Here is a 13,448-nt window from a genome sequence, read left to right on the forward strand (position 1 = left end):
CTCAATACGGCGGGCGCTGCATTTACCAGAGCGGCAGAAACTTCTTGAGGTCTCTGACACGTTCTGCGAATAAGAAAACGGCAACTGCGAGGAAATGTGCTCGTCACTACATCCCTCAGATTTCTTTTCGCGCTTACCGTGACCGCTGCCGTGGCGCTCCTCCCGACGGCCGCGCACGCCGCTCCGCCCTCCGACGTCAAGCCCGTCCGCGTCGTCGTCCTCGTCGACGAGTCGGGCAGCCTCAAGGACCAGGACGTCAGGCGCGAGCGCGCCGCCGCCCAGCTCATCGCGCTCAGCGAGCTCTCGCCGCAGTCGCAGGTGGCCGTGGTGGGGTTCGGCAGCTCCAACGGCCCCGGCCAGTCGGCCGTGGACATCGTCTGCCCGCTGACCGGGGTGGAGACCGCGCAGGATCGCGAGTCGCTCAGCCGGTGCGTGGAGAAGCTGCGCCTGCGCGGCTCGCAGGAGGGCAACGACACCGATCACGCCGCCGCCCTGGAGCAGGCGCTCGACATCATGGGCAAGCCCGACGACCAGCAGCGCGCGAAGATCGTGTTCCTGCTGACCGACGGCGTGCTCGACGTGAAGAACAGCCCCCAGTACGGCGCCGACGCCCAGGCCCGCAACGCCAACGCCCAGGACCAGATCACCCGCAGCCTCGGCGACGCCAAGCAGGGGCAGGTGCAGATCTGGCCGCTGGGCTTCGGCGCCGCCGACAAGTCGGCGCTCGACGCGTTCGCGGCGGGCGGCTGGGTGCAGCCCTGCGGCGACCAGAAGACGGCCACGCCGACCGCCCGCGTCGTCGCGAGCTCGGCCGACGTGGAGCGCTCGCTGCTGGAGGCGTTCGCCTACGCCAGGTGCGCCGGCATCGAGAAGTCGGTGACCGACTCGCTCGACGCGGGCGCCACCATCGACCTGAAGGTGAACATCCCGATCATCGCCACCGACGGCTCGATCGTGGTGGTCAAGCGCGACAAGCGCATCCAGGTCGCCTACTTCGACCCCGACGGCACCCAGGTGCCCAAGCAGGGCGAGCTGAAGGAGTCCGCCTTCCAGGCGGCCGGCGAGTCCGGGCCGGTGGAGTCGCTGCGCGTCCGCAACCCGCTGCCCGGCGAGTGGGTCATCCGGCTCACCTCGCCGCCGGGCGTCAGCCGCCAGGACGTCAGCGCCACCGTCGTCTGGCAGGGCGCGCTGCGCGCCTCGATCTCGCTGAGCAACCCCCGGCCGCGCCCCGGCGAGCAGGTGAACGTGCGGCTGCGCCTGCAGACCAGGACGGGCACGATCACCGACCCTGCCGCGCTGGAGGGCCTGCGGTTCAGCGCCAGGATGTCCGGCGACGGGTTCCAGGAGGTCCCGATCGAGCTGGGCGACACGGGCGAGGGGGCCGACCGGGCGCAGGGCGACGGCGAGTACTCCGGCCCGATCGTCATCCCCGCCACGGCCACCGGCGCGCTGTCCTTCGTCGGCAAGGTGACGGGGCCGGGCGTGGCAGGCGACGAGCGGCCGTACGCGACGCGAATCGCCGGTCCTGCCGACCGGCTGCGCGCCCAGGTGGAGCTGGCCCCGGCGACCGTCGAGCCGGGCGGCACGCTCGCCGGCGCCGTCCGGATCACCAACGAGGCCGAGCCCGTCCAGCTCGGCCTGCGGCTCGTGGACGTCCCCGGCACCGTGACCCTGTCCGCCCAGCGGCTCCAGGCGCCGACCGGCAGCTCCGAGCAGCCGCTGGAGCTGCGCGTCGGCTCCGACGCCGGGGAGGGCGAGGTGAGCGGCATGGTGCAGGTGCTCGACCCGGCCGGGCAGGTCGTGGCCGAGGAGTTCGTGAGCGTGGACGTGCGTCCGCCGACGCCGCTGTGGCAGCGGGCGCTGCAGGCCCTGCTGATCCTCCTCCTCGTCCTCGCGGTGGCGCTGCCGTTCCTGCTGGCCAGGCGGCGCGCGCGGCGGCGGGCGGCCGACCCGAGCGAGCTGACCCTGCACCTGTTCGACCGGCCGGGTGAGCCGTACATCAGCCGGCTCCAGGCGCCGCTGGGCGAGGGCCCCGAGTTCACCTTCGAGGTCGGCGACGGCCGGCTGGTCCGCACGTACGGGACGGGCTACGCCGTCCGCCGCGGCCCGGGCCGGACGGTGCTGGTGCGCGACCCGTCGGGGCGGGAGCTGGACCCGCTCTCCCCCGGGCAGCCGATCGCCCTGCCGAACGGCATGTTCCTCGGCGTGGACGACGGCCGGGCCAGGGGCGGCGCCGAGCAGCCGGCGTACGGGTCCGCGCAGCCGTACCAGAGCAGGACGACCCACAGACCGATGCCAGGCGACGACCTGTTGTGAGGGATGCATGAGGATCTTCGATCCGATGATGTTCGTGGGGCTCGGCGGCACCGGCTGCCGGGTCGGGGTGGAGCTGGAGCGCTGGCTGCGTGACGAGCTGTGCGGTCCCGACGGCATGGATCTGATCAGGAACTTCAGGTGGCAGAACTACCAGCCCTACGAGCTGCCCTCCTGCCTGCAGTTCGTCTACGTGGACCTGAACGAGGACGAGCTGAACCGCACCCGCCGCCGCGTGGTGCCGACCGAGCGGGAGCTGCCCGCGGCGGGCCGCACCGCGCACCTGATCCACGACGTGGTGCCCAAGTTCGACTCCTACCCGGAGGTGGCCCGCAGCCTGCGCGCCACGCTGGGCGACCACGTCAAGGACTGGCTGCCGCCGCGCGAGCAGGAGCCGCTGGTCGCGCCGCTGATGCGGGGCGCGGGGCAGCTCCCTACGGTGGCCAGGGCGGCGCTGTTCGAGCGCATGCGGCACGGCACCGGGCCGGTCGTGCAGGGCATCGAGGACGCCATCGGCGCGATCAGCAACTCCGGCAGCGAGCTGGCCGCGCTGGGCGGCCGGCTGCGCCGCGCCTGCGACGTGTTCGTGGCCTACTCGGTGGCGGGCGGCACCGGCAGCGGCATCTTCTACGACTACCTGCACCTGATCGGCGACGCCTTCGCGCGCAACCACATCAGGGCGCGGATCCACCCGCTGGTCGTCATGCCGTCGGCGTTCGTCGAGGGCAAGGGCGGCGGGCGGCGGGCCCGGCTCAACGCGGGGGCGAGCCTGCTCGACCTGTTCAGGCTGGTCGACGACCAGAACGCGCCGCACGCGGGCACACAGGTGGACGAGCAGGGCATCGTCGGCGAGCTGGGCGTGCGCTACCCCGGCAGGGGCGAGGTGCGGCTGGGCACCGGCACGGTGCAGACCGCGTTCCTGTTCACCATGCCGCCCGGCGTCGAGCGCGAGGACCTGCACCGCTCGATCGCCTCGCTGATCGTCTCCCTGGCCGGCACCCGGCCGAGCACCGCGGGCGAGGCCGCCGGCGGCATGGAGGACCGCGGCGAGTCCTCCTTCGCCGACGACTTCATCAACCGGGCCGTGGAGCGCGAGGTGCCCGCCGCCTCCGGCATCGGCAACCGGGGCGTGTCCACGGCGTTCGTCTCCTCGATGACCGTGCCCGTGGAGGAGCTGGCCGACCTGGTCAGCTCGCGGCTGCTGGCCCGCGCGGTGACGCAGCTGCACGCCGCGCCGCCGGGCGCGGCCGAGAGCAACGTGGACGAGATCCGCCGCATGTTCACCACCGCCAACCTGGAGCAGCTCAACACCCGCGAACCGCTGCCGCTGCCCGAGGCCCGCGCCGCGACGGGCGCGGCGGAGGTCCAGAAGTCGCTGGCCAACCGGATGCGCGCGATGGAGGACAATCTGGCCTCGCTGGAACGGCAGCTCAGCCGCGTCGTGCCGGCCATGGCCAAGGACATGGACGTGCGCCGCGGCGCGCTGGAGGGGCTCGGCCACGTCGATCCGTTCCGGCTGCGCCGGGTGGTGATGGGCCTTCAGGGTGACGTGCACGACGCCGACAAGCTGGGCTTCGCCGGGCTGCTCGACCAGCGCAGGGCGCAGCCGCGCAAGCCGTACGAGGGCATGAGCGAGGCGCCGCCGCAGCCGCGGCCGATGCGCGACCGGCTGTTCCGCAAGGTGCAGTGGAGCGACCCCGAGGTGCAGGCGTCGCTGCACGACCAGGACACCTGGTACCTGTGGCGCAGCCAGGGGCTGTGGCACCGGGCCTGGGCCGACCAGATGCCGCGCTGGGAGCCGCTGCGCAAGCAGCTCATCCGCGAGGTGCGCGACTTCACCGAGGTGTTCGCCGAGCACGCGGACGCCGACCCGGAGCGGTTCGCGCGCCGCTCCGGCGAGCTGTACGAGACCCGCGTCGGCGTCTACCACCTGCTGCCGCCGTCGGGCGCCGAGGCGTTCTACGACGCGGTGGTGCGCCGTTTCGTGGACGTGCACGTGGCCAGGCAGCTCCTGCGGCCGACCGACGGCGAGGCCGGGGTGGTCAACGCGCTGATCGGCGCGGCGGGCTGGCAGCACGCCTACGACCTGGCCTGGCGTACGGGCAAGCCGGTCGACGCGCTGGCCTGGGTGCGTGAGCGGCTCAAGCTGGAGGTCAAGAAGCTCTTCAAGGACCGCGACGAGGCCGCCGTGCTGGGCGAGCAGCCGCTGCTGCCGTCGCTGGCCGACATCCTCGCCCAGGCGGCGACGGGCGGCGGCGACGACCCGCACGTGCGGCAGTTCCAGCTCAAGCTGGCCGACCTGGTGCCGGGCGGCTTCACGCCCGACGGCACGGGCGACCTGAAGGTGCTCGTCTCCTACCCGGCCCCGGCCAAGGACGTCGAGCTGGAGCGCTTCCTCAAGGAGCGGATCGACCTGCCGGGCGTGCCCGACTTCCGCAACATCGACGCCGACTCGGTGACGGTCGTGCAGGTGCGCACCTCGATGAGCGTCACCCAGGTCCGCGAGCTGCGCGAGGTGCTGCACGACTGGGCCGACGCCCTGCACCGCGAGCAGCCGCAGGACCACCTGAAGTGGCGTCAGCGGCTCGGTTACGACTTCGGCTACCTGGCCACCACCGAGGAGCATCGGGTCCGCATCCTGCACCGGCTGCTCTGCCTGCTCTGGAACGGGCAGGTCAGCGTGGTCGAGGGCGAGCCGGCCTCGCCGTCGCGGATCAGGATCGACGTCGAGGGCGGCTCGATGACGCTGCCGCTGACCGGCTACGGCAGGGCGTCCTCGTGGCCGAGCATCCTGCGGGCCTACGAACAGTGGGTGATCGGCGGCGACGAGGAGTTCCGCAGCCTGGTGAGCGAGCAGCTCATGAACGCGCTGCCGCGCGGCCTGGCGGGCACGCTGAGCGCCCCCGACCCGCTCTTCCACCAGGTCACCGGCATGGCCGCCGACCAGCTCGGCCTGCTGGAGATCATGATGCCGAAGCTGCCGGCGGGCGCGCGCAACCGGGCCGACCAGCTCGTCGCGTTCTGGGCGAACACCCTGCCCGCCGCGCTGGACCTGCCGTTCGAACGGGTCGCCGAGGCCGTCGCCTACAACCTGCGCGACCTGGACGCGCTCACCGGGGAGTGAGCATGGTCGTCGTGCTCGACCTCCGCAAGGAGGAGATCACCAGGCTCGGCCACCGGGTCCTGGTGGTGACCGACACCGACCGGCTGGCCGCCGGGCAGCAGACGCTGCAGGAGGTGTTCAGCTCGCGGCTGGTCAGGTCGGTGCTGGTGGTGGCGCTGGGGCCGGAGCCGCGCCTGCCCCCTGCGCTCACCGGCGAGAGCCGCAGGGTGCTGTGGGTGGGCGACCCCTGCGGCATCCTGTGGAACGCCGACACCGGCGAGGCGGCGCACGGGCCCGAGGTCAGCTCCGAGGCCATCCTCATCGACCTGCTGTCGCAACCCGAGGTGTTCGACGAGGTGGTCGGCGAGCTGGGCGAGATACCGTACGGGACGGCCTCGCCCGGCTGGCGCATCGTGGCGGGCCGCATCGACCCCGAGGTGCTCGCGCAGGCCTTCACCGACGTGGCCGACCGGTTCGCCGGGCCGCCGCAGCAGGACCCGGCGGTGTTCGGCTCGCCGCTGGCCACCGCGCTGCCCGTGCTCAGCGGCACCGCCGACCTGCCCGCCGACCTCCTGGACGCGCTCGTCCCCGACGGCCGGATGGACCGGCTCTACCGGCAGGCCCGCGACCGGCTCGACCGCGCCACCCGGGCGCTCGACGAGCTCGGCTACCTCAGCATCGCCCTGGCCAGGGCCGCCGTCGTGGACGAGGTGATCGCCGCGGGCCGGGCGCTGGCCGAGTTCCGCGACGCCGTCGCCCGCCTGTTCGCCGAGGTCGACCACAGCGACGAGGACGCCGCCGGCGTGCTGGCCGCCAACGGGATCAAGTTCGCCACCCCGGCCGGCATGGGGCACGCCGAGATCGTCGCCGAGCTGCGCGCCGACGTGGACACCGCCCTGGGCGAGCGCAAGAGCCTGACCCGGCTGGTGTCGCGGCTGCGCGCGCTGGCCGACCAGAGCGCGCCCATCGGCAGCGCCGCCTTCGTCCCCGGCTGCCGGCGCCGGTGCCCCGACGAGCTGCTCAACGAGCTGCACGCGCCGCCCGAGTTTCCCCGCGGCCTGCTCAACCGCTTCGTCTTCTGGCGGCGCTCCCGGGCGTGGTGGCGCGAGCAGCTCTCGCTCGGCCCGGCCAGGACCGCCCTCGACGAGCTGCGCACGCTGCTCGAACAGGTCGCCGCCAGCGAGTGGACGCTGGGCGAGGCCCGCATGCACACCTCCGACGCGGCCCGCACGGTCGCCGCCGCGCTGTCGGAGATCTGCGCGCAGGTGTCGGCGACGCTGACCGACTGGAGCAGGGCCGAGGCCGGGCAGGCCGCCGCCGGCCCGGCACTGGACGAGGAGGTCACCGTGCGGCTGCGCGACCGCGGCGGTCAGCTCCGCGAGGTCATCACCGGCGACCTGCTCGACGCGGTCACCGGCTGGCTCGACCCCGCCTGGCCGGCGCTGGAGCACGGCGACTACCGCGACGTGCAGGCCGGGCTGGAGCGGCGGGTCGACGAGACGCTCCGCCAGTACCGCTACCACCTGGCGCACCGGGGCGTGCAGGAGAAGCCCGAGTTCGGCACCACCGACGCGGGCCGCCAGGACCTGGTGGACGCGGTGTGGCGGCAGTCGCAGCAGGTGGTGCGGGCGCTCCAGGCCCCGCCCGGCGGGCAGATGCTGCAGCTCTGCGGCGACCGTGACCTGTCGCTGCTGCTGCGGCAGGCGTACGCGGTGCGGTTCGCGCCCAGGGCCGTACGGGGCCAGGGCAACCCGCCCGGAGTCGTGTGGACCCGGTCGGGCCAGTACGCCGGCACCCTACGGCTGGTGCCGCTGCGTCCGGGGACGGTGGAGGAGAACTGGAGTGGTGATGGAGCCTGAGCCGCTGGACTTCAACTCCCCCGAAGGCGACCCGGTGAGCTGGGAGGTGGAGGCCGAGCCGTGGCAGGACCCGTTCGAGCGCCGCGTCACCCACCTCGCCTCCGGCACCAAGCTCGTGCAGCGGCGGGTGCCGCGCGCCGAGGGCCGCGACCGCGAGTACCTCTACGACCTGCTGGAGAACGAGGCCCGCATGGGCGCCAGGCTGCTCACCAGGCTGCGCCGCGCCTACCCGCCCGAGCTGCCCCGGCTGATCGGCTACAGCCTCGACGAGGAGGAGCCGTTCGTGCTGCTCTACGACTACCGGGGCGAGCCCGTCAGCCGCTACTTCGGCGCGCTGCTGATCAGCGAGCAGCGGACGTTGCAGGCCAGCCTCTTCCGCGCCGTGCGCATCCTGTCGGCCTGCGACATCGTGCACCGGCGCATCGAGCCGGCCACCGTGCGCTGGGACGGCGCCACCGCGCAGCTCACCGACCTCAGCCACGCCACGCTGACCGGCTCGCGGCGGCTGCGGATGGGCGAGGCGCCCTACGCCTGCCCCGCCCAGCGCAGGGGCGAGGGGCTGACCGCGGCCGGCGACGACCTGTGGAGCGCGGGCATGGTGATCTACCGTACGGTCACCGGCCGCGAGATCGCCGACGTGCCCGACCTGGCGGCCACCCCCGCGCTCCAGCCGCTCAGGGACGTCTTCTCCGACTCGCCGCCGACGGCGCAGGAGGTGCTGGCCAGGCTGCGGATGCCCGACCCGATGCAGTCCGTCGCCGTCGAGCGGGACCTCGGCCTGGAGGAGGGCCGCGCCGCCTTCGACCGGGCCCGCGAGGCCAGGCGCGAACCGGCCGCCGCCACCTCGCAGGAGACCAGGGTCCAGCCGGTGCCCGTCCCCGAGGAGGAGGCAGGCAGGCCGCTGCCCCGGTGGGCGCGCTGGCTGCCGCTGGCCGTCCTGCTCGTCCTGCTCGTCGTCCTGTGGGTGGTGTCCCGGTGATCCTCTGCCCGATCTGCCTGCACGAGTTCGCCTGGACCGAGGACGAGCTGTACGAGCGCACCCCGGCCGGCCAGTACCAGCCGCTCACCCTGGAGCACGTGACCGGGCCGCGCAGGGAGGACCTCCTGCGGGCCGCGCACGTCCGCTGCCCCGCCCCCGTGTCCGACCCCGGCCTCGAACACCACCTGCCCTACACCTACGTGCGGCACGGCCGCCCCCTGGTGATCGGCCTCGTCGGCGGGCCGGAGACGGGCAAGACGCACCTGCTGGCGTCCATGATCGGCGCCATCGAGCAGGGCGGGCTGCGGCCGTACGGGCTGACCACCGACGCCGTCGACATCGAACGGCACGCCGAGTACGTCAACTCCTACGTACGCCCCCTGCTCGTCGAACGGGTCGCGCTGAACCGCACCACCCACCGGGCCACCGCCGAGCCCGTGGACGCGCTGCTCGTCAACGACGGCCGGCACACCACCGCGGTCGCCTTCTTCGACATCGCCGGCGAGCTGCTGCGCAGCGCCACCCACGAGGCCACCAGGTTCGTGCCGGCCATCGGCGGGCTGCTGTTCGTGATCGACGCCGCCACCAAGTCCGCCCGCATGGGCGACGAGTCGTTCCGCGCCGTGCTCGACCGGCTGCCCAAGACCGGCGGGCGGCTCGACATCCCGGCCGCCATCGCCGTCACCAAGAGCGACGCGGTGCGCTTCCAGGCGCCCGTCGACAACTGGCTGTACGCCGAGCCCGACGGGCTCGACCCGGCCGCCGTCCTGCGCGAGAGCCGCGACGTCTACGCCTACCTGCACCGTCGGGGGGCGCAGGCGTGGCTCAGCCCGTACGACAAGTGCCGCAGGTGCACCCTGCACTTCGTCTCGGCGACCGGCGCCGCCGCGGCCGAGGGCCGCTACCGGCGCGGCGTCCGGCCCCGCCGCGTCCTCGAACCCCTGATCTCGCTCTTCGCCATGACCGGCGTCCTGCGCGGCTACCCGGAGGTGGGGATCTGATGGGACGTTACGCCAGCGTCGATTGGATCCAGTTCGAATGGGACGAGCAGCGCACCGGCCTCGGGCCCGTGCGCACCTCCCTGGAGCAGACCGCGAGCTGGTACCACCAGCTCGGGCCCTGGCTCGACCCCGGGCCCGAGCCGGGGGTCAGCCTCTGCCGGCTGCTGGTGGACGGGCGGGTGGTGGTGCTCTCCCGCACGCGGACCGGCGGCGCCGACAGCCGCCGCACCATCCGGGTCCAGGCCTACCTGGGCGGCTCCGCCTCCCAGCCGATGGCCATGCCGAACGTGCGCCAGACCCTCGCCCTGGCCCCCGGCTGGGGCTCGCGGCTGCCCGACGACGACGAGCCGCTCGACCTGGGCAAGCTGATCAGCTCGTACGAGAGCGCGCGGACCGCGCTCGACCGGGAGTCGCGGGGGGCGGCCGTGACGCTGGCGCCGATCGTCTCCGAGTGCCTGCGGCGGCCCGGCTCGCCGCTGTCGGTCGCTTCAGGGGGGAACGCGATCGTGCAGTTGTGGGGGCTGGTGGACATTCTGGATCTGGTGCTGGGGCATCATCCGGAGACGTTCTCCACGTACGAGAGTGATGACTTCAATCCCGGGGCCGAGATCGTCTTCCTGCGGAAGTGGCCGGGGGTGTCGTCGCAGAGCTCCAACCGGACGCGGGTGGATCCGCGGTCGCCGGGGCAGGGGGATCGGTATTCCGAGATCGCGTCGATGCTGGTGGACGCGTATGCGCGGGATCAGCTCGTGGGGCTGGTGAAGCGGTTGCGGATCTCCGACAGGACGCCGTTCGAGGAGCGGTTGCGGAGGTTCGGAAGTGTGACGGGGGATCGGGAGGACGAGCTGGTGTGGTCGCCTCAGCCTCCGGGGCGTGCCCAGCCCGCGCCGTCCCCGCAGGCCTCGTTCCCGCAGGCCCCGTTCCCGCAGGCCCCGTTCCCGCAGGCCCCGACTCCGCAGGCCGCGACTCCGCAGGCGGCGTCCCCGCAGGCGGCACCCGCGCAGGCCGCACCCGCGCAGGCGGCGCCCTCGCACATCGCACCCGCGCAGGCGGCGCCCGTCCAGCATGCGCCTCCGCAGGCTGCCCCTTCGCAGGTGGCCGCACAGCAGGCGGCCGGGGAGGCGGGAGGCCAGACAGCGGGCCAGGCAGCGGGCCAGGCGGCAGGGCAGGCGGCAGGGCAGGCGGCAGGGCAGGGGGCCGGGCAGGGGGCAGGGCAGGGGGCGCAGGTGGCCGAGCAGACCGCGCAGGTGCAGCGGCCCCGGGCGGCGGGCCCGGCCGCGCAGCAGTACACGGAGCAGGACGCGTTCGAGATGCTCTGCACCGACCTGACCCAGGCCACCTCCCCCAAGGACGTCACCGCCATCCTCCAGGAGATGCGCGCCCTGGCCGCCAGACGCCAGCCGGCCGAGGTTCGCGCCCGGCTGCCGCGCCTGATCCCCGTCCTGGAACAGCAGCTCCCCGAAGCCCAGATCAACCCCGTCCTGCGCGCCCTCCTCGACCCGGACGCCCCCGCCCGCGCCCCCAGACCGAACTGGCTGGACCCCCAGTGGCTGGTCATCGTCGCGCTGCTGACCGTCCTGGTGATCCTCGCGATCGTGGCGGTGTTCCTCCTCGCCTAGGAGCGCCTAAGGGATGAGCCCGAGCCGGCGCCCGGCCGCGGCGAAGGCGGCGGCGACGCGGTCGAGCTGCGGCTCGGTGTGCAGGGCGGTGGTGCTGACGCGGATCAGCGCCTGCCCGTCCGGCACGGCGGGCGGCACCATGGCGGTGGCGAGCACGCCCTCGTCGAACAGCTCCCGCCACAACCGGCAGCACAGCAGGAGGTCGCCCACGTACACGGGGATGATCGTGGTCGGCGAGGCCTCGGTGCGGAACCCCAGCCCCGACAGGTCGGCGCGCAGCCGGGCGGCGGCGGCCAGCGCCCGGTGGCGGCGTTCCGGCTCGGTCTCGATGATGTCCAGGGCGGCCAGCGCGGCGGCGGTGCTCGACGGGGCGAGCGCCGCCGAGTACACCATCGACCTGGCTTGGTGGCGCAGGTAGACGATGATCCGCTCGGGCCCGGCGACGGCGCCGCCGGTGGTGCCGAAGCACTTGGAGAAGGCCAGGGTGTGCAGGTCCACCGCAGGTTCGAGCCCGTAGTGCTCGGCCGTCCCGCGCCCTCCCCGGCCGATCAGGCCGATGTCGTGGGCGCCGTCCAGGACGAGGCGGACACCGTGGCGGCGGGCCAGCTCGGCGGTTCCCGGCAGGTCGCAGAGCGTGCCGGTGGTGGAGAACATGCCCTCGGTGAGGATCAGCGCGCCCGCGGCCTGGTCGCACTCGGCCAGCAGCCCCGCCAGGCGGTCCAGGTCGTTGTGCCGGTAGCGCCGCAGGCGGGCGCGGGAGAGCCGGACCGCGTCGATGAGGGAGGCGTGGATGAGCTGGTCGGCGAGCACGGTGTCGCGGGGGCCCACCAGGGCGCTGAGGACGAGGTTGGCCAGGAAGCCCGTGGGCGTCACCATGGCCGACTCCTGGCCGAGGAACGCCGCCAGCCTGCCCTCCAGCGTCTCGTGCAGGGTGAGCGATCCGTTGGCCATGCGGGATCCGGCGGTACCGGTGCCCAGTGAGCGGACGGCGCGGCAGGCCGCGTCCTTCAGCCGGGGGTCGGCCGACAGGCCGAGGTAGTCGTTGGACCCGACGGACACCAGCACGCGCCCGCCGACCACCACCTCGCCGTCGGCCAGGCGCTGCTCGACGGGGTGGTAGTAGGGGTAGACGCCCATCTCGGTGACGGGCTTGACGTCGTCCTGGACCTGGCACCTGCCGAACACGTCGAGCATCGGCGCATCACTGCCCTTCTCGGGGAGGCTGACCCTGTGCTGCGCAGTCTGCCTCGCCGGGCGGGCGGGGCGCGTGGCGTACCACGCTTCGTGTCACGGCGCGGGCCGTGGGTAGCTGTCCCGCCATGTCTGAGCTGCTGACCGGAGATCTGTACGCGTTCGAGAGTCTGCTGGCCGAACAGGAGCGCGAGACGCTGCTGCGGGTGCGCGCGTTCCTCCAGGAGAAGGTGGTGCCCATCGCGAACGAGTGCTGGGTGCGCGCGGAGTTCCCCGTGGACCTGGTGAAGGAGTACGCCGAGCTGGGCATCGCGGGCCTGGCCTACCCCGAGTGTCCGGGGCCGAAGCCGAGCGGGCTGCTCAGCGGTTTCCTGGCGCTGGAGATGGCCCGTGCCGACCCGTCGATGGCGACGTTCTTCGGCGTGCACACCGGCCTGGCCATGGGCAGCATCGCCGCCTGCGGCTCGGCGGAGCAGCGGGAGCGCTGGCTGCCCGCGATGAGCAGGATGGAGCGGATCGGGGCGTTCGCGCTGACCGAGCCTGAGGGCGGCTCTGACGTGTCGGGCGGGATGCGCACCACGGCCAGGCGCGAGGGTGACGTGTGGGTGCTGGACGGGGCCAAGCGCTGGATCGGCAACGGCACGTTCGCCGACCTGATCGTCGTCTGGGCCAGGGACGTGGAGGACGGGCACGTCAAGGGGTTCGTGGTGGAGAAGGGCACGCCCGGCTTCACCGCGACACGGATCGAGAACAAGATGGCGCTGCGCACGGTGCAGAACGCCGACATCACGCTGTCGGACTGCCGGGTCCCTGAGGAGAACCGGCTGGCGAACGCCAACTCGTTCCGCGACACCGCGCGGATCCTGCGCAGGACCCGCAGCGGGGTGGCCTGGCAGGCGGTCGGCATCATGCTGGCCGCCTACGAGATCGCGCTGCGCTACGCCAAGGAGCGCGAGCAGTTCGGCCGGCCCATCGCCGGGTTCCAGCTCGTGCAGGACCTGCTGGTCAGGATGCTCGGGAACGCCACGGCCTGCCTGGGCATGGTGGTGCGGCTGGCGCAGCTCCAGGACGACGACGTCTTCCGCGACGAGCACTCGGCGCTGGCGAAGGCGTTCTGCACGAGCCGGATGCGGGAGGTCGTCGGCTGGGCGCGGGAGCTGCTCGCCGGGAACGGGATCATCCTGGAGTACGACATCGCCCGGTTCGTCGCCGACGCCGAGGCGATCTACTCCTACGAGGGCACCCGGGAGATCAACACGCTGATCGTCGGCCGGGCGGTGACCGGCATGGGGGCCTTCGTCTGACTACCCATAGTTAGCTGCGCACGATCACATTCACGAACAGTGTGCTGACAAAGAGTCAACATTACTTTCGGGAGGTTTC

8 protein-coding genes are annotated in these 13,448 nt (G+C 73.2%); 7 read left to right on the forward strand and 1 reads right to left on the reverse strand.

The window, feature by feature from the left end:
• The first annotated feature begins 150 nt into the window (after window positions 1-150).
• From FXF51_RS27140 to FXF51_RS27165, 6 genes are read left to right on the forward strand one after another with little or no spacing between them, the layout of a single operon-like run.
• Complete coding sequence (locus FXF51_RS27140) at window positions 151-2,316, forward strand: vWA domain-containing protein (protein ID WP_148437498.1); 2,166 nt, start codon at window positions 151-153, stop codon at window positions 2,314-2,316.
• 7 nt (window positions 2,317-2,323) lie between these two features.
• Window positions 2,324-5,437 (forward strand): tubulin-like doman-containing protein, encoded by a 3,114-nt coding sequence (locus FXF51_RS27145; RefSeq protein WP_148437499.1) that lies wholly within the window; start codon window positions 2,324-2,326, stop codon window positions 5,435-5,437.
• A gap of 2 nt (window positions 5,438-5,439) precedes the next feature.
• Complete coding sequence (locus FXF51_RS27150) at window positions 5,440-7,275, forward strand: NAD-glutamate dehydrogenase (RefSeq protein ID WP_148437500.1); 1,836 nt, start codon at window positions 5,440-5,442, stop codon at window positions 7,273-7,275.
• Entirely contained in the window at window positions 7,259-8,254 is a 996-nt protein-coding gene (locus tag FXF51_RS27155; RefSeq protein WP_148437501.1) for a hypothetical protein, read from the forward strand. The genes FXF51_RS27150 and FXF51_RS27155 overlap by 17 nt, the downstream gene beginning before the upstream one ends.
• Window positions 8,251-9,255: a hypothetical protein gene (locus tag FXF51_RS27160; RefSeq protein WP_148437502.1), complete on the forward strand. Its 1,005-nt coding sequence runs from the start codon at window positions 8,251-8,253 to the stop codon at window positions 9,253-9,255. The genes FXF51_RS27155 and FXF51_RS27160 overlap by 4 nt, the downstream gene beginning before the upstream one ends.
• Window positions 9,255-10,874, forward strand: a complete 1,620-nt coding sequence (locus FXF51_RS27165) for a hypothetical protein (protein ID WP_148437503.1) — start codon at window positions 9,255-9,257, stop codon at window positions 10,872-10,874. The genes FXF51_RS27160 and FXF51_RS27165 overlap by 1 nt, the downstream gene beginning before the upstream one ends.
• A 6-nt stretch (window positions 10,875-10,880) precedes the next feature.
• Here the strand turns inward: FXF51_RS27165 and FXF51_RS27170 are convergent, their stop codons facing one another.
• Window positions 10,881-12,068, reverse strand: a complete 1,188-nt coding sequence (locus FXF51_RS27170; protein WP_148437504.1) for an aminotransferase class I/II-fold pyridoxal phosphate-dependent enzyme — start codon at window positions 12,066-12,068, stop codon at window positions 10,881-10,883.
• Window positions 12,069-12,193: 125 nt separating this feature from the next.
• Here FXF51_RS27170 and FXF51_RS27175 point away from each other — a divergent pair, with 125 nt between their 5' ends.
• Entirely contained in the window at window positions 12,194-13,369 is a 1,176-nt protein-coding gene (locus FXF51_RS27175) for an acyl-CoA dehydrogenase family protein (RefSeq protein WP_148437505.1), read from the forward strand.
• Window positions 13,370-13,448 lie beyond the last annotated feature (79 nt).

This window comes from Nonomuraea sp. PA05 (genome assembly GCF_008086045.1).
Taxonomy (GTDB): domain Bacteria; phylum Actinomycetota; class Actinomycetes; order Streptosporangiales; family Streptosporangiaceae; genus Nonomuraea; species Nonomuraea monospora.